We start from the raw sequence: 21,900 nt of genomic DNA on the forward strand, positions 1-21,900 counted from the left end.
AACTCGTCAATGGCGGCACGGTGACCGTGGCCGTGGTGGGCGAGGGGGCCGAAGCCAAGCTGGAGCTGGTGGCCGTGCCGCCGCGCCCGGCCAAGCCCAAGGCTCTGCCGAAGCCGAAGAAGCCCAAGGCAACGGCCGACAAGAACTGAAGCAAAAGGCCCGGAGCGATCCGGGCCTTTTTTTGTCGGTGAGAAAGATGGCTTTACTGCCAGCTTGCCGAGGTCAGGTCGGATTGCAGATAGCCGGCCAGCAGCCTGCTCAGTGCGATCAGTGAAGCCATGTGGGTGCGTTCCCAGCCGTGGGAGCTGTCGAGGGAGAAGCAGACGAGGCCGACGCGGATGTCCCAGCCGGCTTCGACGGCAGCGGCGCTGTCGGAGCGATAATGACGGAAGGTGTCGCGTTCACACTCGATGCCTTCGCGTTGACAGACTGTTAGCATTGACCTTGTCATTTGCGCATCAAACGGGCCTTGGCGATCACGCATGGCGATCGTTACCGCATCGTCGCGCGAGGCCTGGTTCGGCGCCGTGACGGCATTGTCGATGGCGAGCAGTTCCTCGACCTCGGGACCGAAGCCATGCGTGCCGCCGATGCCGACCTCCTCGGCGATGGTGAACATGGCCTGGAACGGCACGGCGACCTGTACCTGACCTTCGGCGACGGCTTTGAGAACGGCGAGCAGCGCGGCGCAGCCGGCCTTGTCATCGAGATGGCGGGAGACGATGAAACCGTCCACCACTTCTGGCTGGGCGTCCACCGCGACCATGTCGCCGACATTGAAGCCGGCGGCGATCAGGGCAGCGCGGTCGGGGAGAATGGCGTCGACGCGGATTTCGAGATTGTCCCAGTCGGCAGGCTGGGTATCGACCTCGGTGTTGAAGCGGTGGCCGGAGGCCTTGAGCGGCAGGATGGTGCCACGATATTCGGCAGTGTCGGTGAAGATGGTGACGCGGGCGCCTTCGGCGAAGCGGGCGGCCCAGGTGCCGGTATTGCGCAAAGCAAGACGGCCATTGGGCTTGAGTTCGGTGACCATGGCGCCGAGCGTATCGAGATGGGCAGCCAGGGCGCGCTTGGGTGCGCCGCCGCCGACTTCGACATAGAGCACGCCGCGCCTGGTGTATTTGGGTGCGTAGCCGAGGTCGCGCAGCCAGCTATCCACCAGGGCTACGGCACGGCCGGTCATGCCGACAGGGCTCGGGGTGTTGACCAGTTGCAGCAGGCGGTCGAGGAGATAGTCCTGGTCGATCATGCGGTGCGGCGCTTTCTGGCGGGTGCCGGAGCGGCTTCCTCACTGAGGAAGCGATCCGCCAACCTAGCCTGGAGGCCCAGCATGTGCTTTTCGGCTTCGCTCATATGGGCGGCGAGGATAGCCGCTGCGGCAGCGGGGTCACGCTTCCGCATGGCGGCGATGAGGTCGCGCTGATGCCGGATGCCGCTGGCGCGGGAAACCGGCTCGGGCTGGACATAGATGTCCTGCGCGATGGTGAGTTCCTTGAGCAGGCGCTGCAGGAACCGGCAGGTGAAGGCGAGGATGGGGTTGTCGGAATATTCTGCGACGACGCCATGGAAATCCAGCTCGGCCATGCGCTGGTTCCAGCGCTCGGTCGCATCGGCCGGCTCGTGGTCGTAGATCCGGATGATGGCTTCGAGGCGTTTGAGGCCGGCCTCGTCGATATGCGGGGTGGCGCTGGCTGCCAGTTGCGGCTCCAGCACCTTGCGCATCTCGTAGATATTGGCGATCGAGAGGTTCTTGGCGAAGAGGAAATTGGACAGCAGGCTCATGGCCCGGCCTTCTGACATGCGTTCGATGAAGGCGCCGCCGCCCGGGCCGGTGCGCACGGAAATCAGCCCCTGCACTTCGAGCGCCTTGAGCGCCTCGCGCACGGTGCCCTTGCTGGCGGCGAACTGGGCGATCAGCTCGCGCTCCTGCGGCAGGCGATCGCCGGGCCCAAGGCCATGCTCGACGATCATGCGCTTGATGGCATCGACGATTTCATCGGTGCGCTTGCGGCGCGGACGTCCGGCGCCGGCGGGTGGGTCGATGGGGTCATGCAGGCTCATATCGCGCTGTCCGATGCGGTGAGGCGCGGCGCGCTGGCAATGAGCGACCGCGTATAGTCATGCTGCGGGTCGACGAAAAGCTGGGCTGCCGGGCCGCTTTCCACCACTTCCCCGAGATACATGACGGCGACGCGATCGGAAATCGATTCGACCACGGCCAGATCGTGGCTGATGAAGAGATAGGACAGGCCAAGATCGTCGCGGAGCTGTTGCAGCAGCAACAGGACCTGCGCCTGCACGGAGACGTCGAGGGCGCTGACCGGCTCATCGAGCACGAGAATGCGGGCCTCGGCAGCCAGCGCCCGGGCAATGGCGATACGCTGGGCCTGGCCGCCGGAAAATTCGTGCGGATAGCGGTCGAGCGTATCGGCGGGCATCTGCACGGCATCGACCAGTTCGCGCTTGCGGGCACTGCGTTTGGCGCTGTCGTAACGGCACAGCAGGCGCAGCGGCACGTCGAGAATATCGCCGATGGTCTTGCGTGGATTGAGCGAAGCGACCGGGTCCTGAAACACATATTGTATGGTGCGGCCGAAAGCACGGGAGCCGGACGAGGCCAGTTCGGCCCATGGCTTGCCGTCGATGAGCATGGTGCCCGCTGTCGGGCGTTCGAGGCCGACCAGCATGCGGGCCAGCGTGGATTTGCCCGAGCCACTTTCACCGACAATGCCCAGCGTTTCGCCGCGCTTGAGATCAAGGGAAATGCTGCGGACCGCCTGGACCTGGTTGGCCTCGCGGCCGAAAAGGCTGCGGCCACCACCGAAGGTCTTGACCAGGTCGCGGATTTCAACGGCGTTGTCGCTCATGGGCGTGCCTCCGCGAAGAGCGGGCGGACGCGGTCGAGGAAGCCATGGCCTTCGCCCAGCTCCGGCACACAGGCGATGAGACGTTTGGTATAGTCGTGCTGCGGATCGCGCAGGATGGCGCGGGTGTCGCCCTGTTCGACGATCTCGCCATTCTTCATCACGGCGACGCGGTCGCAGACCTGGGCGACGACGCCGAAATCGTGCGTGATGAGCAGAAGGGCGAGGCCGCGCTCGCGGCGGAGCTGTTGCAGCAGCTCGAGAATGCGGGCCTGAACCGTGACATCGAGGGCCGTAGTGGGTTCGTCGGCGATGATGATATCGGGGTCGTTGGCGAGGGCCATGGCAATGCCGATGCGCTGGCGTTGGCCGCCGGACAGTTCGTGCGGATAGGCCGATGCGCGGCTCGCGGCATCGCGGATGCCCACCGTCTCCATGAGGGCAACGGCGCGAGAATGGGCGGCCTGCCTGCCGATCGGGTCATGCGCCAGAATGGCTTCGGCGATCTGTTCGCCCACCGTAAAGAGCGGGTGCAACGTGGTCAGCGGGTCCTGGAAGACATAGGCGACGCGGGCACCGCGCAAGCCGATCAGTTCCTGCTCGCGCAGGGACAGCACGTCCTTGCCCTCGATATAGACGGCGCCATCGGTGATGACGCCCGGTGGCGAGGCGACGAGCCCCATGAGCGACAGGGCGGTGACGGACTTTCCGGAGCCGCTTTCCCCGATCAGACCAAGGCATTCGCCCTTGCCGAGGCGGAAGCTGACGTCACGAATCGCCGGGGTGATGGCATCGCCGGTGTCGAAGCCAGTCGAGAGGTTTTCGACCACCAGAGCCGGCGCATCGGGCAGGGTCGGGGCGGGCCTGGTCTTGCGGGCAATGCGGGTAACCGGCATGGGGCGGTCGAGCGCACCGGAGCGCAGGCGCGGGTCGAGCACGTCGCGGATGCCGTCGCCGAGCAGGTTGATGCTCATGACCAGGATGAAGATCATGATGCCGGGCACGATGGAGGCATGCGGGGCGGTGAAGAGCTGGGCGCGGGCCTGGCCGAGCATGGAGCCAAGATCGGATGTCGGCGGCTGGGCGCCGAGACCGAGGAAGGAGAGGCCGGCGGTTTCGAGGATCATCCAACCCACTGTCGTGGACATGGTGATGACGATGACCGGCAGCACATTGGGCAGCACCTCGGTGAAGAGGACAGCGGCGTGGCCCTTGCCGGAAAGGCGTGCGGCATCGACGAATTCGCGATTGCGGATCGAGACGGTGACGCCCCTGATATTGCGGGCGAAGAACGGAATATTGACGATGGCGATGGCGTAGAGCGCGTTGAGCAGGCCTGGGCCGAGTGCCGCGACGATGGCAATGGCCAGCAGGATATAGGGGAAGGCCATCAGCATATCGACGAAGCGCATCAGTACGCTGTCGGTGGCACCGCGGGCATAGCCGGCGACGAGGCCGATCAGCGAGCCGAAGAGCGCCGCGAGGGCGGTGGCGCTGATGCCGACAAGCAGCGAGACCTGGGTGCCCCAGATGAGGCGCGAGAGGATGTCGCGGCCGAGATGATCGGTGCCGAACAGGTGGCCGGCGCTGAATGGCGGCAGCAGGCGATTGGGCTGGTCGGTGATATCAGGGTTGGGCAAGGGCAGGACGGGCGCCAGCAATGCCACGATCACGATGAAGCCGAAGAGGAACAGGCCCGCCGCGGCTAGGCGGTTTGCCATCAGCAATTGCCAGTTGCTGCGGCGCTTGCGGGCAGGGGGCGGGGTGGTGGCTGCCATGTTGGTCATGCCTTGAGCCTCGGGTCGAGCATGGCCTGGGCGACATCGGCCAGAAGGTTGACGAGCACATAGACGGTGGCGGCGATGAGCACGCCGCCCTGCACCAGCAGCAGGTCGCGCGTGGAAACGGCTTTCACCAGCATCTGCCCCAGGCCCGGCCACTGGAACACGGTTTCGATATAGACGGCGCCGCCGAGCACGAAGCCGGCCTGGATGCCCAGCACCGGAATGATCGAGACCAATGCGGCGCGGAAAGCATGGCGGTAGATGACCGTGTTTTCGGAAAGGCCCTTGGCGCGGGCGGTGCGGATGAAATCCTGCCGTAGCACTTCGAGCATGGCGGCGCGGGTGAGGCGGGCGACGACGCCGGTGGCGACGATGGCCAGGGTCGCGGCGGGCAGGATCAGGTGGCGGAGGAGATCGGGCAGGTCGCCGCCGCCATAGACGGCATACATGCCCGAGGCGGGCAGCATTTTCCACTGCACGGCAAAGAACAGGATGAAGACCAGGCCAAGGAAGAAAGCCGGCATGGAAATGCCGATCAGCACGAAGAAGGTGACGATGCGGTCGGTCCAGCCGAACTGGCGCACGGCCGAGACGATGCCGGCGAGAATGCCGAGGACGGAGCAGATGACGAGCGACGCGCCGGCGAGGATCAGCGTGGCGCCGAAGCGTTCGAGAACTTCATCGAGCACGGGGCGGTTGAGAATGTAGGAGCGGCCGAAATCGCCCTGCAGCAGATTGCCGATCCAGATGACATATTGCTCGGGCCAGGAGCGATCGAGGCCGAGGGCGCGATTGATGCGGGCGACATTGTCGGGCGTGGCATAGGAGCCGAGCAGCGCCTGCGCCGGATCGCCGGGGATCAGCTTCATCACCAGGAAGACGATGATGGAGAGGCCGAGGATGACGGGAATCGCGGCGAGGAGGCGCTTGCCGATATAGGCGGGCATTTCTTGGTCCTCCTTTTCGCAATCAGTCGGCACCCTCCTCTCATGGAGGAGAAGTCAGGAGCCGGTCACCCTCTCCCCTTGTGGGGTGAGGGGGCTGCGCTATCCCATGCTTCAATGCTGGCGGATAGCTCCGCAGCCCCCTCATCCCCTTCGGGCACCTTCTCCCACGAGGGGAGAAGGGAAGCGCCCAGACGTCCGAGGTAAACCCTCTCCCCAAAGGAGGAGGGCAGGCAAGGGCAACCTACTGCTTGGTCACGTCGCGCAGCACCAGGCTGAAGTCGGGCTGCAGTTCGAAATCGCCCACGGCGCTGGTGACGACGGCGTTCTGCTTCCAGTTCGCCACAAACAGCCATGGCGCGTCTTCATGCGTGATGGCCTGGATCTGCTTGTAGAGGGCGCCGCGCTCGGCCGGATCGGTGGAAAGGCGGGCCTGGTCGAGCAATTCGTCCACTTCCGGATTGGAATAATAGGACGAGTTGAAGCCGCCTTCGGCTGGCCATGCGGCCGTGCGCAGGGTGAGGAAGGGCAGGGTGTCGGGATCGGACGTCATCCACGCCATCTCGGCCATGTCGCCCTTGCCTTCGAGGCCGGGATTCACTTCCGACAGGAAGGTGTTCCACTCATAGGTCTTGATCTCGACCTTGAGGCCGACAGCCGCCAGATCGGCCTGGATGGCGGTACCCATCGGCACTGGATCGAGCATGCCCGAGCCGCCTTCGGTGACGAGGAAGGTGAGCGAAGCGCCCTCGGCGCCGGCCTCGGCAAGGAGTTCCTTGGCCTTTTCCGGGTCATAGGGATAGGGCGTCACATCCTCGTTATAGGCCCAGTTGAAGGCCGGCGGGATCGGGCCGGCGGAAACGTCTGCGGTTCCCTGGAGCACATCGTTGACAAGGCTTTCCTTGTTGACGGCGTAATTCACCGCCTGGCGCACGCGCACATCGGCGAAGGGGCCGTCCTTGGCGTTGAGCATGACGTACCAGACATGCGGACCGACGGCCTCGACGACCTGGTAATTGGCGTCGTCGCGGAACTGGGCGACGTTGTCTGGCGGGGTTTCGAGCAGCACGTCGATGCCGCCGGACAGCATTTCGGCGACGCGGGTATTGGCGTCGGTGATCGGGCGGAAAATGACCGCTTCGAGCGCGGGCGCGCCATCCCAATAGTCATCGTTGCGCGAGGCGACGACGCTGGTATTGGACTGCCATTCCTCGAACTTGAACGGGCCGGTGCCGACCGGATGGCGGCCGTAATCGGCGCCATATTGCTCGACCGCTGCTGGAGAGACGATCAGGCCGGTGGGCGAGGCCAGGTTCGACATGAACGGCGCGAAAGGCTCGTTGAGCGTGAACTTGACCGTGAGGTCATCCACTACGTCGACGCTTTCGACCGACGAGAAGAAGAAGGCGAGCGGGAAGGGGCCGGTCGAGGCGAAGGGGTGGTTTTCGTCCAGCATGCGGTCGAAATTGAACTTCACCGCCTCGGCATTGAACGGGGTGCCGTCGTGGAAGGTGACGCCTTCGCGCAGGTTGAACGTATATTCGAGGCCATCTTCGGAAATGGTCCAGTCGGTGGCGAGGGCCGGCTCGATTTCCAGCGTGCCGGGCGTGTTGCGCACGAGGCCGTCATAGATGTTGACGGCGATGCGGAAATCATTGGCGGCGGTCGAGATATGCGGGTCGAGCGATGCCGGTTCGGCGATCTGGCCGACGACGAGAATATTGGGGGGCGTCTGCGCCATGGCGGGCGAGACGAGAGCCAGAGCGGTCGCGGCCAGCAGCAACGGCGCGATGCTTTTCCATTTGCGGGTCATTGAATCCTCCTTGCGTTCCCTCGCCCTTGCCTCGCGGTGGGGACCGTGGGAGAAGAGCATGGATAATTTATCATCATAAATTGCGCATCTGTCAATTTATGATGATAAATGCCGTGTAGAGGATTGTGCATGACCTTTTCCATCGTCGCCCGCGACCCCATAACCGGTGCCTTTGGCGTTGCCACGGCGACGGCGGGGCCGATGGTGGGGGCTCTGGTCCCCCATACACGACGCGGCTTCGGGGCGGCGGCGACCCAGGCCATGACCAATCCCTATCTGGCCATCGACACGCTGGCCTTGCTCGACGGCCAGCCGGCCGAGGCCGCCTTGCGCGCTGCGCTGGCCAGGGATGCCGAAGCGGAGCGCCGCCAGATCATCGTGGTCGACCGTGCCGGCCGGGTGGATGGCTGGACTGGGAGCGAGTGCGTGCCCTATGCCGGGCATTTGACCGGTGACGGCGTGGCGGTTGCGGGGAACATGCTGACCGGTCCCGACGTGCTCAAGGACATGTTGGCCAGTTACCGGCAGAGTCTGGAAAGTAGTGGCTTTGCCTCCAGCCTGCTGCAGGCTCTCATCGCGGGCGCCGCTGCCGGCGGTGACAGCCGTGGTATCGGCTCCGCCGCCCTGCGCGTTCATGGCGACCAGGCTTTTGCCGATATCGACCTGCGGGTGGATTTTTCCGAGGACCCCATGGCCGCTATCGAGTCTCTGTTCGAGCAGGCTGTCTCGGGGTCGTACGCTGATTTTTTTGCGACCGTGCCGCGTCGGCGCGGCTAGCCGAGTGGTTTGAGCCGTCGGTCCTTCGCGGATCAGCTCTCAACCGCGTTGCGCATTCGAAACGTGCGACCCCACAGCTTCCTCTGATCCTGCGGTATCCACCGCTTGTGCAATCGCGCCTGTCCGCGCCAGGTTGACGTCGTCTTTCGATCTGATATATCAACGCATATCAAAAAGGGAGGAGCCTGAGATGAAGTCTGTGAATCTGTTTGGCGCCGGTATCGTGCTGGCTGTGAGTCTGGCTGCGCTGATGCCGGCGATGGCCCAGGAATGGCCGGATCGGCCGATCACGCTGATCGCGCCCGCCGGTGCCGGTGGTGGCACCGATGCGACCGCCCGTCTGTTGGCGCTGGGGCTTGAGCAGCAGCTCGGCCAGCCCGTCAATGTCGTTAATCAGGGCCAGGGCGGCGGTGTCGTCGGCTTTACCTCGATCACGACGGCCGAGCCGGATGGCTACACGCTCGGCGTGATCTACAATTTCGCCCATTACAGCCCGATGGGGCAGGGCGACTTCGACGCCGCCGACATGACGCCGATCGGTCAGTTCAACTTCGATCCGGCCGGCTTCCACGTCCGTACGGAGTCCGAATGGGCCAACATCACCGAGGCACTCGATGCCATCAAGGCCGATCCGGGCGCCTATGATATCGCTTGCGGTGGCGGCTGCGGCGGGTCCTGGCCGCTGGCCTTCGCCTCGCTGCTCGATGCCTATGACGTTGATCTCTCGCAGGTGCGGATGATTTCCGGCCAGGGCGCCGCAGCGGCTCTGCAGGAAATGGTGGCCGGTGGCTTCGACGTGGTGCCGAGCTCGGTGCCCGAAGCCGGCTCGCTGATCGAATCCGGCCTGGTGCGCGGTCTTGCCGTGTTCGGTTCGGAACGGCTCGAAGCCTTCCCCGACATCCCCACCCTCGAGGAAGAAACCGGCATGGTGCTCGAACTCGGCGCATGGCGTGGCCTGGTCGGCCCGGCCGGGCTGCCGGAGGAGGTGACGGCCAAGCTCGCGGCGGCGCTCGAGGCGGTTTACAATGATCCCGAGTTCCAGAGCGCCATGACCGATCGCGGCTTCGGCCTCCGCTGGCGCGATGCCGCCGACTTCGGCACCTTCATGGCCGAGGAAGAAACCAGCGTCCGTGAACTGGTTCGCGTTCTGGGTCTATAACGCAGCCTGTAATGGCGAAATGCCTCGGCTCCGCCCGCTGGGCGGGGCCGACTGGCAAAATGCATTGAGGAGGAACGGCGATGCAACTCGGTCAACTGGGTGTCGCGGGTGGCTTCGGGCTGCTCGGGGCCACCATCATCGTCAATACTGCCGGCCTGGCGCCGGTAGCGCATATCGAGTTCGGTCCGGCGCTGTTTCCCACCATTGTGGGCTGGATCATGATCGCCCTGGCTGCCCTTGCCGCATTCGATGCCGTGCGCAGCCCGGCTGTCGAGGTCGGCGCGAGCGAGGAAGAGCCTCCTGAGCCGCTCGACCGGCACCGGATCATCCTCTTTGCCGTCTTTGGCGCGGCGCCGCTGATCTATGTCGCCCTTGCACCCGTCCTCGGGTTCCTGCTGACCATGCCGATCATCGTGGGCGGGCTGGCCTTCGTCGCGTCCGGCAAGCTGGGGCGCTCGATACTGCTGGGCCTGGGGCTGACGGCCTTTCTGCATATTGTTTTCTACCAGGTGCTGCGCGTTACCCTGCCATGGGGCGTGCTGACCAATTATGCGGGTGTTCTGACATGGAGATAATCGGTCAGGCGTTTCTGCAGCTTCTGACGCCGCAGGTTATGCTCATCATGCTCGGGGCCAGCGCCTATGGCCTGGCCATGGGCGCCATCCCGGGTCTCAGCGCATCCATGGCGGTGGCGCTGGTCATTCCGATCGCCTTCTTCCTCGATCCGGTGCCGGCGCTGGCCGGCGTGGTGACGCTGGCGGCCATGGCGATCTTCGCCGGCGACCTGCCGGGCGCCTTGCTCCGCATTCCCGGCACACCGGCTTCTGCGGCCTATGTCGATGATTCCTACCTCATGGTGCGCAAGGGGCAGGGCGGGCTGGCCCTGGGTCTTTGCGTGATCTGCTCGGCTATCGGCGGTGTCGTCGGTGCATTGGTGCTCATGGGTGCGGCCCCCGCCATTGCCCGGATCGCGCTGCAATTTTCCAGCTACGAGAAATTCTGGCTCGCCTGCCTCGGCCTGACGGCCGCCGTCGCGGTGAGTGGCGGCAAGTGGTACAAGGGCGGCATCAGCCTGATGCTCGGCCTCGCCATCGCGCAGGTCGGCCTCGATCCGGTTTCGGGGCAATTGCGCCTGACCTTCGGCAACGGCAATCTTGTGGGCGGCCTGGCCTTCATTCCGGTCCTGATCGGCATGTTCGCCATCCCCGAAGTGCTGCGCTATGCGCTGGCTCCGCGCGAGATCGCGCCCCCGCCGATCCAGGCACTCGGCAACCTGCTGTCCGGCGTCGGCTCGACGCTTCGCCGCCTCAAGGGCGACGTGGTGCAGGGCTCCGTGGTCGGCGTGGTGATCGGCGCCATTCCCGGCGCCGGCGCCGATATTGCCGCCTATATTTCCTACGCGATCTCCAAGCGCTTTTCCAAGGTCGGCGACCAGTATGGCAAGGGTGTTCCCGATGCGCTGGTTGCGGCGACGACCTCGAACAATGCCGCGGTCGGCGGTGCGATGATCCCGGCGACCGTCTTCGGTATTCCCGGCGACAGCCTGACCGCGATCATCATCGGCGTCTTCTTCCTCAAGGGCCTCAATCCCGGACCGACGATCTTCATCGAGAACGCATTGCTGATCAACACGGTCTTCATGGCGTTTCTCATCGCCAATATCCTGATGGTGCCGCTCGGCCTGCTGGCGACCAGCGCCTTCCAGCGCATGATCCGGGTGCCCCGCTACATGCTGATGCCGGCAGTACTCGCCTTCTGCATCATCGGGGCTTTCGCCGTCGAAAACACGCATTTCGCCGTCGTCACCATGCTGATCCTCGGGCTCGTGGCCTTTGTGATGGAGAAGTACCAGTATCCGCTGGCGCCGGCGATTTTGGGCCTGGTCCTCGGACCAATGCTCGAGGAGACCTTCCTCAACTCCCTCATCCGGGCGCGTGGAGATGTCTTCGCCTTTGTCGAGCGTCCGCTCTCCATGGGTCTGGCGGCACTGACACTGGTGATCTGCGTCACGCCCGTGGTCATGTTCATCTGGGGCAAGGCCCGGGGCGCGCGAACCGCATGAGCGCCATCGGTTATCTGACCGAAAGCCTGGCGGATGCCGCCTTCCAGGTGATCGAGGAAAAGATCGTCACGCTGGAACTGGCGCCGGGCAGCCGGGTGACCGAGCGTGCATTGTGTGACCTGACCGGTTTCGGCCGCACGCCGGTGCGCGAGGCGCTGCTGCGCCTGTCGCAGGGCTTCCTGATCGAAATCCTGCCACGCAACGGCATCCTGATCGCGCCGATGGACTTCGAGGTGATCGTGATGACGCTCGAGGTGCGCCGTCATGTCGAGCGGCTGATCGTCGAGCGCGCCGCGCGCTATTCCGACGATCGGGACCGTCGCAAGCTCGACAGCCTGCGGGCCGCGTTCCAGGACGCGACGGATCGCGGCGACGCGCTGGCCTTCATTCGCACCGACAACCTGCTGAACCAGACGCTCAATGCGGCGGCGCGGCATCCGGTGGCGGCAAAGGTCGCCCAGCCATTGCACAGCGTCAGCCGGCGCATGGGATTTGCGCTGGGGCGGGCCAATGGCGCGGGATTCAATGTGACGGGACCGACGCACCAAAGGCTCATCGAAGCGGTGGTGGCGGGCGATGTTCCGGCCAGCATCATGGCGCTCGATGAATTGCTCGATGCGGTCGATGCGCTCAAGCAGATCTATTCAACGATGGGAGGGCCGCGTGCCTTCTGACCCGGTATTCGCGCCGCGGCGCATCGCCTTTTACGGCACCGCCTTCGCCGATCGGCGGAACCAGGTGCAGGCTCTGCTCGGAGACGGCTTTGAAACCGTGCACGTGCCGGCCGATCTCGACCCCGACGCGACTGCGCAGGCGCTTGGCGGCGCCTACGCGGTGGTTGCGGTCAGCACGGTCGAAGGCTTGCCGCTGCCACAGGGGCTGAAGCTGCTGCAAGTGCCGGGGATCGGCTGGGACGGTGTCCGAGTCGAGCATGTGCCGGCCTCGGCCAGCATCGCCAATGTGGCGGGGCACGAGATCGCCGTTGCCGAATATTGCCTGACGCAACTGCTCGACTGGTGCCACCGGCTGCGCGAAACCGATGCAGAATTTCGCGCCGGGTCGTGGGCACGTTCGAGCCGGTTCGGAGCCGCGCCGCATCGCGAACTGCGCGGCACGACGGTGGGCATTGTCGGCTATGGCGGCATCGGGCGCGAGCTGGCGCGAATGCTGAAGGCGCTGGGCGTGCGCGTGCTGGCAGCCAATCGGAGCGCGTCGGCATTCGATGATCAGGTCGAAACGGGCTTTGCGCTTGGCGATATCCCGACAATGTTCGAACAATGCGATTTCGCTGTCGTCGCGGCGGCGCTGACGCCACAGACCGAAGGCCTGATCGGCAAGGACGCGCTCGACGCGCTCGGGGCCGATGGCGTGCTGGTCAATGTGGCACGCGGCCCTGTCGTCGCCGAAGAGGCGCTTTATGAGGCACTCGCTGGCGGCCGGTTGGGCGGCGCGGTGATCGACGTCTGGTATTGCTACCCGGAACGGCTCGACGATCCGGATCCCGCCCCGTCGCGGTTCAATTTTGCCGCCCTGCCGAATGTGGTGATGACACCGCATGTATCGGGATGGACCGAAGGCACCGCGTCCCGGCGCGTTGCGGTCATCGCGGAAAATCTGCGGCGAGCGGCGGCCGGCGATCCGCTGCTCAACGTCGTTGCCACGGGTACGCGCGAGGCGTGATCCATTCCGGCGGTCCGTTAGGACGCGCCGCATCAGGAGGAAAAAGAGTGTCGCTGTTGCCGAGGGGTGTTCATCCCATCGTTTATGCCCTGTTCGATGCCGAGGGCGGTCTCGACCGGCAGGCCATGCGACGCCAGATCGAGGTTTGCATCGCGCAGGGTGCCGTGGGGATCGCCACGCTCGGTCTTGCCACCGAGGTGCGCTTCCTCAGCGACGACCAGCAGCGGCAGGTCGTCGAATGGAATGTCGAGGATATTGCCGGACGGGTGCCGCTCGGCGTGACGATATTCGCGCAGACGCCGGACGAGCAGATCGAACGCGTTCATCACGCTGCCGCTGCCGGCGCCGACTGGGTGGTGTTGCAGCCACCCGCCAGCGCGACCAACGAGACGGATCTCGTTGCAGCCTTTGCGCGCGTGCTGGAAGCCTCGTCTATGCCGGTGGCCTTGCAGAACATGCCGCAATTCATCGGGGTCGGGCTGAGTGTCGAGGCCATCGCCGATCTGGCGACACGCTATCCACGCGTCATGGGCGTGAAGCAGGAGGTTTCGGCGACCGAAACCGCCGAACTCGTCATGCGGCTTGGCGGGCGGGCGCAGGTTCTGTCCGGACGGGGCGGGATCGAGCTCGTCGATTGCATGCGGGCAGGGGTCGCGGGGAATATTCCGGCGCCCGAATATGCCGATTACCTCGTCGCATTGTGGGATCACATGAGCGCGGGGCGCGAAGAGGAAGCACGCGAGGTCTATCGGAGCGTGCTGCCGATGGCGACCTTTGTGCTGCAATCGCTCGAGGCGCTGACGACCTATGGCAAGCTGCTGTTCTGCCTGCGCCACGATATCGCCTTCCACCAGCGCGCCGGCGCCATGGCGCCCACCGCCTTCGGGCTGGAAGCGCTGAAAGGCCATGCGCGCGCGCTGGGGGTCGATACCTCCGGCTGGGACGCGCGGCTGGCCTCGCTTCTCGACATGCAAAAGCAGGGTTCGCAGCCATGAAGATCACCGCACTCCGCACTTTCCTTGTCGCGCCACGCTGGCTCTTCCTCAAGGTCGAAACCGACGAGGGCATATCGGGCTGGGGCGAGCCGGTGCTCGAAGGCCATGCCGAGACCCTGGCGACGAAGATTTCCGAACTCGCCGATTTCGTCATCGGGCTCGATCCGCGCCGGATCGAGGACATCTGGCAGATGCTGTATCGCAATGGCTGCTATCGCGGCGGGCCGGTGCTGATGAGCGCGATTTCCGGGCTCGACATGGCGCTGTGGGATATCAAGGGCCGCGCGCTCGGCGTTCCGGTCCACGAACTGCTCGGCGGGCCGGTGCGCGACAAGGTGCGCACCTATTGCTGGATCGGCGGCGATCGGCCCGAGAAGCTGATCGAGGGCGCATTGGCGCTGCGCGACAAGGGTTATGATGCCTGCAAGTTCAATATCTGCTCGGAGCTGCAGATCGTCGACAGCTACGCCAAGGTGGACGGCATCATCCGCAACCTGTTCGAGCTGCGCGAGGCCGTGGGCACGAGCATGGACCTGGCCTTCGACTTCCACGGTCGCGTGCATGCCCCCATGGCACGCGTGCTGCTCAAGGAGCTGGAGCCCCTGCGCCCGATGTTCGTGGAGGATGCCGTGGTTTCGACCATGGTCGAGACGATGGCGGATCTGGCGCGCGCCACGTCGATCCCGCTCTGCATCGGCGAACGGATGCACAGCCGCTACGACTTCAAGCGCGTGTTCGAGCTGCGCGCCGCCCAGGTGATCAACCCGGATACGGCCCATGTCGGCGGCATTTCGGAGATGGTGCGCATCGGGCACTGGGCCGAGGCCTATGACGTCGCCTTCGCGCCGCATTGCCCGCTGGGGCCGATCGCGCTGGCCGCCTGCCTGCAGGTGGACGCGATCTGCCACAATGCCTTCATCCAGGAGCAGAGCCTCGGCATCCATTACAACCAGCAGGGCGATCTCGGTGATTACACCCAGCCCGGACATGGCTTCAGCTTCGCCGACGGCATGCTGGAAATCCCCCGGGGGCCCGGCCTGGGCATCGAGGTGGACGAGGACGCCGTCATCCGCGCGGCCCAGACCGGCCACCGCTGGCGCGCCCCGGTCTGGCGGCACAAGGACGGCTCCATCGCCGAGTGGTGATCGTGCGCCGTGCCCGCGTCCCTTTCACAAAAAAGCCCCCGGCCTGAACCGGGGGTTTCGTTGGCATTCGCTCGGTCAGCGCATCGACATCTGATCGGGCAGCCAGGTCACGAGATCGGGGAAGAAGATCAGCAGCACGGCCACCAGGACCGCTATGGGCATCAGGTACCACACGGACGACATGACATCGTTCAGCGTGATCTTCTGGCCGAGATTGATCTCCTTTTCCTGACATAGAGCGTGGATCACGAAGGACAGGATTCCGACCGGCGGCGTCAGGATGGCCAGTTCGCCCATGAACACGCAGAAGACGCCGAACCACAGGAGCGACACATTGAGGTCGCCCAGGATCGGGATCAGCAGCGGCACCGTGAGCAGCATGATCGGCAGGTTTTCCATGAACGTGCCGAGCAGCAGGTAAACCGCCAGCACGATCAGCAGGAAGGTGACACGATCAAAGCCGGCATGGCTCACCCAATCGGCGAAGCCGTCAGCCAGGCCCGACAGTGTCAGCAGGTTGGACAGGATCTGGGCACCGATCAGCAGCAGGAAGATGGCGCCCGAGGTGATGATCGTATCGACGCCGGCATCGACAATGGTTCGCCACGATGCTTTCCCCTTGATGATGATCGTCAGGATCAGGGCGCCGAACGCGCCGGCCGCGCCGGCTTCGGTGGCGGTCAGCACGCCGGCGAACATGCCGCCGAGCACGATGCCGATGAGCAGAGGCATTGGCCAGATGCTGGTCAGCGAGGTCCAGCGCTGGGACCAGGTGATGACCTCGCCGTCATCCTTGCGGCGGCCACCGACCAGGTTTGGCCAGATCATCGCCGCCAGAATGAGCGCCATGCTGAAGACGAAGGCTACGAAAAGGCCGGGGATGATGCCGGCCATCAACTGCGGTCCGATGGGAACCTCGGCGATGCCGGCATAGATGACCAGCGCGGTGCTGGGCGGGATCAACTGTCCCGGCAGGCCCGAAATCATGATCGAGGCGATGGCCATGCGGCGGTCATAGCCGGCCCGCAACATTTCCGGGATGCCGATCCGTCCGAGGGCGTAGGTGGTGGCCAGCGTCGAGCCGCTCACCGCCGCCAGGCCGGTGCCCGCCGCGTTGGTGCTGACGGCAAGGCCGCCGGGAAGCCATTTCAACCAGACCCGGGCTGCGACATACATCTGGGCGGTGAGCCCTGACTTCCAGAGCAGGATACCCATGAAGATGAACATGGGCAGCACGCTGAACGTCCAGTTCGCCACCGAATCGAACGGATGGTTCTCGAGCATGGTGAACACGGCGCGCGGACGAATGGCCCACAGGCCGAGCAGTCCCGGCCCGGCCAGCGAGAAAGCTACCGGCACTTTGAGGAACAGCAGCACGAGCATGAGACCAACCGCACCCAGCGCGATGACCTGTTTGGCCTCGAAGGCAAACATCGCGACGAGGCAGAGGGCGATTGCCCCAAGAATAGCAGCCCGGATCAGCCAGCGCTGACCCGCCGATGCCTCGAGGGGCTTTGCCTGCTCCTCGGCAATACCGAGCTTTTCCAGTTCCAGCTGTTCCTGGTCTTTCTGGATGGCCCGTCCCATAACCAAGTTGGCCATTTCCATGAGGAACAGCACGCAAAGCGAGCCGAAGGCGATGGGCGGCAGGAAGGTGGTCGGCCAGACGATAACGGCGCTGGTGCCAACCACGTGCCGTCCCTGCGCCATGCTGTGCAGCGCTTCCTGGAAGGTGTAGTAGGCAAAAGTCCCGCATAGTGCCGCCCCGATCAACGCGATGCCAATGGCAACTTCGCGCTGATTTCGCTTGGGCAACACATCGAACAGGATATTTGCGGAGATGTGGCGATTGAGAACCTGTGCCGCCACAAAGCCGGGAAAGGCAATCAGCGGCAGGTACCAGAAGGCCACGATCTCGTTGGTGCCGCGCAGGGGCGTGTTGAAGAAGTAGCGGCCTGCCACGTTTGCCAGCGTGTGCGCCATGAGCAGCAACACGCCGAACACCGCAGCAACCTGGATGAGCGTCACGAGAGTTTCGAGGTACCAGCGTCGCGAATCGACGATGGTCACCTCCGAGCTTGCTGCCGTGTTCATTGCGCTCACTCCGGTCGGTTCGGCAGCAGGATTTCTTCGAACAGGCGATCGACAAACGGGTCGATGTCAACCTTGCCCGGCTCGTACCAGGCGCCGAAATTGGCCCAACCGGGGTCCAGTTCGGCGTATCCGAGTTCGGCGACAATCGCTTCCCATTTGTCGGCGGCAGCAAGAAAGCCCTCCACGACGGCGTTTCCATCACCGAAATGCTGGAAGGACCGCATCTCCTCGAGAACCTTGCTATTTTCGGCTACAAGCCGCTCGGCGGCATCCGGCGAAAGCTCGAGCACTTCGCCGCCGGCATCGGCAATGTCCTGCAGCCCGACCTGGGTCTGCGTCCAGCTCGCCAGGATGGTCTGCCGGATATAGGCCTTGGACAGGTCCCACAGGAGCTGGCGGGCTTCGAGCGGAATTTCTTCCCAGAAGACGATATCGAACGCCATATTGGTCGTGGTCAGCCCGAAGCCGGTATTTGCCGGCGCCAGCGCGTGATAGGGCGCCAGCGGGATGATGCCGGCGACCTTGGCGGTGGTGATGGATGTGAGCGCGCAACCGATAATGCCGCGCTGAAGGCCTTCGAACATCTCGCTATAGGGCAGCGAGACCGCCGAGGCGCCCAGCGCGTCCACCTCGCGGCCATGGATCAGCCCTCCGGCGCGGGTCTGTACGCCGGCAAGCTTTGCCACATCGTTGCGAGGTTCGGTGCAGAACAGGCCGCTGGCGGTGGTGCCGCCCTGGATGAACAGCGGCTCGACGCCATAGTCGCGCTGCTCTTCGATGGCCTCTTCGGTGCCGGAAGCCTCCATCAGGGTGCCCCAGGTCTGCAGCGCCCCGGCGATCGGGGAGGAATTCGAGACGAAGCTAAGATCGACCAACCCCGCACTGATGGGGAAATTCGAGGGGTCGTATTGCGCGATGACGCCGCCGAAGGTGATGCGGCCATCGGCCACCGCCGGTGCGGTATTGCCAGCCAGGATGGCGTTTCCGTAGACGACCTTGCCCTGGATTTTCCCGCCGGACCATTCGGTCACGGCCGCAACATACTGCTCCGAGGCCAGGCTGTTCTCATCACCCGGGCTGCCGGTCACCTGCATCACCAGTTCCACCGGATCCATGTCTGCCAGGGCGGCGATAAAGTCTTCCTTGGCCGCCCCATAGGGCAGCCCGGCGGCATAGCTGAGCGCAGTGGTCGACAGCAAAAAGGCAATAGAAGTCGTTATGGCGGGCAGCATGTGCTGCGACCGCCGTTTGAATTCGGCAAACATTCGGGTCTCCTCCCCGGTAGGCGCGACAGGGCTATGTCCTGTTTTGACCGTCTTTCCTCGCGGCGATCTTTTACGGACGAATGGCGTCTATAATACTCCGGAGCGAGCATATGGCAAGAGTGTGCGCAATCCGAACGCGGAGTATCGACGAAGGTCGTAGTCGGGGCAGGGCGAGAAAACCTAGGACTTGGCTGGGGCGCCGGCGGCCGTCAGCAGGAATGTCGCGAGCGATTTGGCGAAGTCGTCTGCATTGAAATTATCCAGTGGCATCAGGCCATTGCCCGCCCGCACGATGCGGTTCAGAACCGTGCCTGACAGCGCCATTTCCAGTATCTGCAGATCTACGCCGGCCGGCAATTCGCCGCGGTCGATTGCCCGCTGGAAAATCTTGGCCTGGCGGGACGCCGTGACGGCGCCCAGGTTGAAGGCAACTTCCCGCACTTCGGGATAGCGGCGCGTGTCGGCGTGCAGGTTGAGCACGATTCCGCCGCGTGTTCCCAGGAAGCGATCGAGCATCAGCTTGATCATCGCGATCAGGTCCGCCTCGATCGAACCCTCATCGATCAGCGCGATCGGGTCCCAGCGCAGGGCGAAGGTTTCGCGCAGCAAATCCTCGCGAGTCGCCCAGCGCCGATAGATGGCGGCCTTGCCGACCCCCGATTGCTTGGCGATCGCGTCGAAGTTGAATCCCGCCCAGCCGGCATCCGAATAGATCGCGATCGCGGCGTCGAAGACTTTGTCTTCGATATTGGTGTCGCGAGGACGTCCACGACGGCGCGGTTCATCCGATACGCGCAATTCTTCAGATGCCTCTTGCATCGAACCTCCAACTGCGTATTTTAGACGGTAATCGTCCGTAATAAAAAACCTGGACGAAACTTTACGTGAGGGATGGAGGATCCGCAATGCAGCGGACTGAGCGGCCGCTTGCCGGCCTGATCGTTGTTGACCTGGTGAAAGGTTCATTGGCCGCAATCGGCCGGACCCTCGCCGAGCTCGGAGCGGAGGTGGTGTTGGTGGAGACAGCCGCCTCCGCACGCCCGGGCGCCGATGACCGGCGTCGACAAATCGAATTCGCGGTCGGCAATGCCGGCAAGCACAGCGTTCTGTTGGATCTCGATACGCCGCGCGGACGCGCCAGCCTCGATGCATTGATAGCCCGGTCCGACATCCTGATCGAGGATGCTTCCGCCAATGCCGACGTGCATCTGGACATCGGCGACATTCGCGATCGCTACCAGACGCTGACGGTGCTTTCGGTCAGCGACTTCGGCCGGGACAACGTGTTCAGCAGCTATCAGGCTACCGATCCAGTGCTTCACGCCCTGTCGAGCGAATTGGCGCGTTCCGGCATCAAGGGGCGGGCGCCCCTGCTGCCGCCAGGCCAACTGGCCTATGCCACGGCGGCCACCCAGGCCACCTTCGCCGTGCTGCTCGCCTACTATAACCGTCTCCGCACCGGCTGGGGGGATTGGCTGGATTTCTCGGCGCTTGACGGCGTCTCGCAGGCGCTCGATCCCGGTTTTGGCATTGGCGGCAGCGCCACGTTGGGTGGCCGGCCGAGCGACATGCCGCGCGATCGCCCGCCCAGGGGACAGCTCTACCCCATTATCGATTGTGCTGACGGCAAGGTCCGCATCTGCGTCCTCTCGCCCCGCCAGTGGCAATCACTCCACAGGTTGATGGGGAGCCCCGAGGAATTTGCCGATCCTGCCTTCAACAACACGAAGGTCCGGCGTGAATCGGAGGCGTTGACCCAGGCTATCGCTGCCCATTTCGGCACGATGACCCGGAAGGAACTCGAGATTGCCGGGGAGACATTCGGTGTCCCGATTGGCGCCGTGCTCTCGCTGGAAGAAGCGGTTGCCACCGAGCACATGCGGGCGCGTGAGGCGCTGACAACGGTTGCCGACGGTTTCGGCGGCACGATCCAGATGTCCAACGGAGCCCTGGAAATCAACGGCCGGCGCATGGGGCCGCCAAAGGGTGTTTCAGCGCGCGGTGCCGACAGCGTCAAGATCGGTGGCAAGCCGCTCGGGGCGCATCGCCAGGGTCCAAAACCCGGCCGGCGCCCGCTGGAAGGCATCCGCGTGCTCGATCTTGGGGTCATCGTGGTGGGCGCCGAACAGGGGCGGTTGCTCGCCGATTACGGTGCCGACGTCATCAAGGTGGAGGCCAAGGCCTTCCCGGACGGGGGCCGCCAGACGCTGAATGGCGAGCCGCTATCCATGGGCTTCGCTGCCGGCCACCGCAACAAGCGGAGCCTCGGGCTCAACCTCAAGGATATGGAAGGCAAGAAGCTGTTCCTGCGGCTTGCCGAGAAGGCGGACGTCATTCTCTCCAACTTCAAGGCGGGGACGCTGGAGTCTCTCGGGCTGGGCTATGACGTGGTCAGCAAGATCAATCCTGAAATCATCATGGTCGACAGCTCGGCGTTCGGCCCCACCGGACCGTGGAGTCGCCGCATGGGCTATGGTCCCCTGGTCCGTGCCAATGCCGGCCTGACCGCCCTCTGGCGCTATCCCGACGATCCGGAAAGCTATTCGGACTCTGTGACGATCTATCCCGATCATACGGCCGCGCGCATCGGCGTGGTTGCCATTCTGGCCATGCTGATCGCCCGTCTGGGGCATGGCAGGGGCGGGCGGGTCAGCATCGCGCAGGCCGAAATCATGCTGAACCAGATGGGCGAGCAGATCGCCATGGTGGGCGAGGAGCTTCCGCTCACGCCGACCGATGCGCCCTGGGGTGTCTTCCCCTGCAAGGGCGACGACGAGTGGTGCGTGGTGACCATACGCAGCGATGCCGATTGGCGGGCGCTGAATGCTATTACCGGATGGTCCAAAGTGCTGGGAGATGCACGCCTCGACACCCGGGATGGGCGGCTTGCCCACCGGGAGCATATCGAGGCGGCACTGCGGCAGTGGCTTGCCGACAAGACCCCTCACGAGGCCATGGCCATCCTGCAGCAGGCCGGTGTGCCGGCGGCCGCGATGTTCCGCGTCCATGACCTGATGGAGCAGTTCTACTTCGGTCAGCGCTCGCTTCTTCGCACGGAATCGCACCCGCACATCCCCGAAAGCTACCTCGTGGAGCGGCACTCGGTGGTCAGTCACGACCTAGCGGAGCCACCGACACGCGCCGCGCCGCTGATGGGAGAGCACACCGCTGAAGTGGTGCGCGACTGGCTGCGCCTGACCAGCGCCGAGACCGAGCGGCTGGTCGCTGCCGGCGTGCTCGAGCCGATTGAAGAGCCCATCGCGGCGGAATGAGAGGAGAACAACATGTCTGAAGAAAAACCGGCGGTGCTGGTGGAGC

The 21,900-nt window shown here is 64.5% G+C and carries 18 protein-coding genes; 9 read left to right on the forward strand and 9 right to left on the reverse strand.

From position 1 onward, the window contains the following. Positions 1-202: 202 nt before the first annotated feature. The 6 genes from NVV79_RS14050 to NVV79_RS14075 form a co-directional block, all read right to left on the reverse strand. Positions 203-1,249: an osmoprotectant NAGGN system M42 family peptidase gene (locus NVV79_RS14050; protein WP_303990733.1), complete on the reverse strand. Its 1,047-nt coding sequence runs from the start codon at positions 1,247-1,249 to the stop codon at positions 203-205. Next, positions 1,246-2,061 (reverse strand): FadR/GntR family transcriptional regulator, encoded by an 816-nt coding sequence (locus NVV79_RS14055; RefSeq protein WP_303990736.1) that lies wholly within the window; start codon positions 2,059-2,061, stop codon positions 1,246-1,248. Before NVV79_RS14055 ends, NVV79_RS14050 begins: the two co-directional genes overlap by 4 nt. Further along, a complete protein-coding gene (locus NVV79_RS14060) occupies positions 2,058-2,867 on the reverse strand; it encodes an ATP-binding cassette domain-containing protein (protein ID WP_303990739.1) in 810 nt (269 codons plus the stop codon). Before NVV79_RS14060 ends, NVV79_RS14055 begins: the two co-directional genes overlap by 4 nt. Further along, positions 2,864-4,642, reverse strand: coding sequence for a dipeptide/oligopeptide/nickel ABC transporter permease/ATP-binding protein (locus NVV79_RS14065; protein WP_303992676.1), 1,779 nt, complete (start codon positions 4,640-4,642; stop codon positions 2,864-2,866). Before NVV79_RS14065 ends, NVV79_RS14060 begins: the two co-directional genes overlap by 4 nt. A gap of 5 nt (positions 4,643-4,647) precedes the next feature. Continuing rightward, positions 4,648-5,595, reverse strand: a complete 948-nt coding sequence (locus tag NVV79_RS14070; protein WP_303990742.1) for an ABC transporter permease — start codon at positions 5,593-5,595, stop codon at positions 4,648-4,650. A gap of 241 nt (positions 5,596-5,836) precedes the next feature. After that, entirely contained in the window at positions 5,837-7,405 is a 1,569-nt protein-coding gene (locus tag NVV79_RS14075) for an ABC transporter substrate-binding protein (RefSeq protein WP_303990745.1), read from the reverse strand. A 129-nt stretch (positions 7,406-7,534) separates the two neighbouring features. Between NVV79_RS14075 and NVV79_RS14080 the strand changes: the two genes are divergently transcribed. The 8 genes from NVV79_RS14080 to dgoD all read left to right on the forward strand — a co-directional run bounded on the left by NVV79_RS14080 (position 7,535) and on the right by dgoD (position 15,223). Beyond that, entirely contained in the window at positions 7,535-8,182 is a 648-nt protein-coding gene (locus NVV79_RS14080) for a DUF1028 domain-containing protein (RefSeq protein ID WP_303990748.1), read from the forward strand. A 190-nt stretch (positions 8,183-8,372) separates the two neighbouring features. Further along, positions 8,373-9,341: a tripartite tricarboxylate transporter substrate binding protein gene (locus tag NVV79_RS14085; protein ID WP_303990751.1), complete on the forward strand. Its 969-nt coding sequence runs from the start codon at positions 8,373-8,375 to the stop codon at positions 9,339-9,341. Between the two features lie 80 nt (positions 9,342-9,421). After that, positions 9,422-9,916 (forward strand): tripartite tricarboxylate transporter TctB family protein, encoded by a 495-nt coding sequence (locus tag NVV79_RS14090; protein WP_303990754.1) that lies wholly within the window; start codon positions 9,422-9,424, stop codon positions 9,914-9,916. Beyond that, on the forward strand, positions 9,907-11,403 hold the full coding sequence (locus tag NVV79_RS14095) for a tripartite tricarboxylate transporter permease (RefSeq protein WP_303990756.1): 1,497 nt from the start codon (positions 9,907-9,909) through the stop codon (positions 11,401-11,403). Before NVV79_RS14090 ends, NVV79_RS14095 begins: the two co-directional genes overlap by 10 nt. Continuing rightward, positions 11,400-12,077, forward strand: a complete 678-nt coding sequence (locus NVV79_RS14100; protein ID WP_303990761.1) for a GntR family transcriptional regulator — start codon at positions 11,400-11,402, stop codon at positions 12,075-12,077. Before NVV79_RS14095 ends, NVV79_RS14100 begins: the two co-directional genes overlap by 4 nt. Beyond that, entirely contained in the window at positions 12,067-13,083 is a 1,017-nt protein-coding gene (locus NVV79_RS14105; RefSeq protein WP_303990764.1) for an NAD(P)-dependent oxidoreductase, read from the forward strand. The genes NVV79_RS14100 and NVV79_RS14105 overlap by 11 nt, the downstream gene beginning before the upstream one ends. 47 nt (positions 13,084-13,130) lie before the next feature. Beyond that, entirely contained in the window at positions 13,131-14,078 is a 948-nt protein-coding gene (locus tag NVV79_RS14110) for a dihydrodipicolinate synthase family protein (protein WP_303990766.1), read from the forward strand. After that, positions 14,075-15,223 carry a galactonate dehydratase gene (gene dgoD / locus NVV79_RS14115; RefSeq protein WP_303990768.1) on the forward strand — a complete coding sequence of 383 codons (1,149 nt, stop codon included), beginning with the start codon at positions 14,075-14,077 and terminating at the stop codon, positions 15,221-15,223. The genes NVV79_RS14110 and dgoD overlap by 4 nt, the downstream gene beginning before the upstream one ends. A 75-nt stretch (positions 15,224-15,298) precedes the next feature. Here the strand turns inward: dgoD and NVV79_RS14120 are convergent, their stop codons facing one another. The 3 genes from NVV79_RS14120 to NVV79_RS14130 form a co-directional block, all read right to left on the reverse strand. Continuing rightward, positions 15,299-17,317, reverse strand: coding sequence for a TRAP transporter large permease subunit (locus tag NVV79_RS14120; protein ID WP_303990772.1), 2,019 nt, complete (start codon positions 17,315-17,317; stop codon positions 15,299-15,301). 5 nt (positions 17,318-17,322) lie between these two features. Beyond that, positions 17,323-18,582 (reverse strand): hypothetical protein, encoded by a 1,260-nt coding sequence (locus NVV79_RS14125; RefSeq protein WP_303990774.1) that lies wholly within the window; start codon positions 18,580-18,582, stop codon positions 17,323-17,325. A gap of 180 nt (positions 18,583-18,762) precedes the next feature. Further along, positions 18,763-19,548 carry a TetR/AcrR family transcriptional regulator gene (locus NVV79_RS14130; RefSeq protein ID WP_303990776.1) on the reverse strand — a complete coding sequence of 262 codons (786 nt, stop codon included), beginning with the start codon at positions 19,546-19,548 and terminating at the stop codon, positions 18,763-18,765. Between NVV79_RS14130 and NVV79_RS14135 the strand changes: the two genes are divergently transcribed. Beyond that, entirely contained in the window at positions 19,488-21,854 is a 2,367-nt protein-coding gene (locus tag NVV79_RS14135) for a CoA transferase (RefSeq protein ID WP_303990779.1), read from the forward strand. The genes NVV79_RS14130 and NVV79_RS14135 overlap by 61 nt on opposite strands. Positions 21,855-21,900 lie beyond the last annotated feature (46 nt).

This window comes from Devosia ginsengisoli (assembly GCF_024707105.1).
Classification (GTDB): domain Bacteria; phylum Pseudomonadota; class Alphaproteobacteria; order Rhizobiales; family Devosiaceae; genus Devosia; species Devosia ginsengisoli_A.

What these genes read in the sequence shown, in the direction of transcription:
- NVV79_RS14050 (WP_303990733.1), bottom strand. Translation starts at nt 1,249, where the DNA reads ATGATCGACCAGGACTATCTCCTCGACCGCCTGCTGCAACTGGTCAAC.
- NVV79_RS14055 (WP_303990736.1), bottom strand. Translation starts at nt 2,061, where the DNA reads ATGAGCCTGCATGACCCCATCGACCCACCCGCCGGCGCCGGACGTCCG.
- NVV79_RS14060 (WP_303990739.1), bottom strand. Translation starts at nt 2,867, where the DNA reads ATGAGCGACAACGCCGTTGAAATCCGCGACCTGGTCAAGACCTTCGGT.
- NVV79_RS14065 (WP_303992676.1), bottom strand. Translation starts at nt 4,642, where the DNA reads ATGGCAGCCACCACCCCGCCCCCTGCCCGCAAGCGCCGCAGCAACTGG.
- NVV79_RS14070 (WP_303990742.1), bottom strand. Translation starts at nt 5,595, where the DNA reads ATGCCCGCCTATATCGGCAAGCGCCTCCTCGCCGCGATTCCCGTCATC.
- NVV79_RS14075 (WP_303990745.1), bottom strand. Translation starts at nt 7,405, where the DNA reads ATGACCCGCAAATGGAAAAGCATCGCGCCGTTGCTGCTGGCCGCGACC.
- NVV79_RS14080 (WP_303990748.1), top strand. Translation starts at nt 7,535, where the DNA reads ATGACCTTTTCCATCGTCGCCCGCGACCCCATAACCGGTGCCTTTGGC.
- NVV79_RS14085 (WP_303990751.1), top strand. Translation starts at nt 8,373, where the DNA reads ATGAAGTCTGTGAATCTGTTTGGCGCCGGTATCGTGCTGGCTGTGAGT.
- NVV79_RS14090 (WP_303990754.1), top strand. Translation starts at nt 9,422, where the DNA reads ATGCAACTCGGTCAACTGGGTGTCGCGGGTGGCTTCGGGCTGCTCGGG.
- NVV79_RS14095 (WP_303990756.1), top strand. Translation starts at nt 9,907, where the DNA reads ATGGAGATAATCGGTCAGGCGTTTCTGCAGCTTCTGACGCCGCAGGTT.
- NVV79_RS14100 (WP_303990761.1), top strand. Translation starts at nt 11,400, where the DNA reads ATGAGCGCCATCGGTTATCTGACCGAAAGCCTGGCGGATGCCGCCTTC.
- dgoD (WP_303990768.1), top strand. Translation starts at nt 14,075, where the DNA reads ATGAAGATCACCGCACTCCGCACTTTCCTTGTCGCGCCACGCTGGCTC.
- NVV79_RS14120 (WP_303990772.1), bottom strand. Translation starts at nt 17,317, where the DNA reads ATGAACACGGCAGCAAGCTCGGAGGTGACCATCGTCGATTCGCGACGC.
- NVV79_RS14125 (WP_303990774.1), bottom strand. Translation starts at nt 18,582, where the DNA reads ATGTTTGCCGAATTCAAACGGCGGTCGCAGCACATGCTGCCCGCCATA.
- NVV79_RS14135 (WP_303990779.1), top strand. Translation starts at nt 19,488, where the DNA reads ATGCAGCGGACTGAGCGGCCGCTTGCCGGCCTGATCGTTGTTGACCTG.
- NVV79_RS14130 (WP_303990776.1), bottom strand. Translation starts at nt 19,548, where the DNA reads ATGAACCTTTCACCAGGTCAACAACGATCAGGCCGGCAAGCGGCCGCT.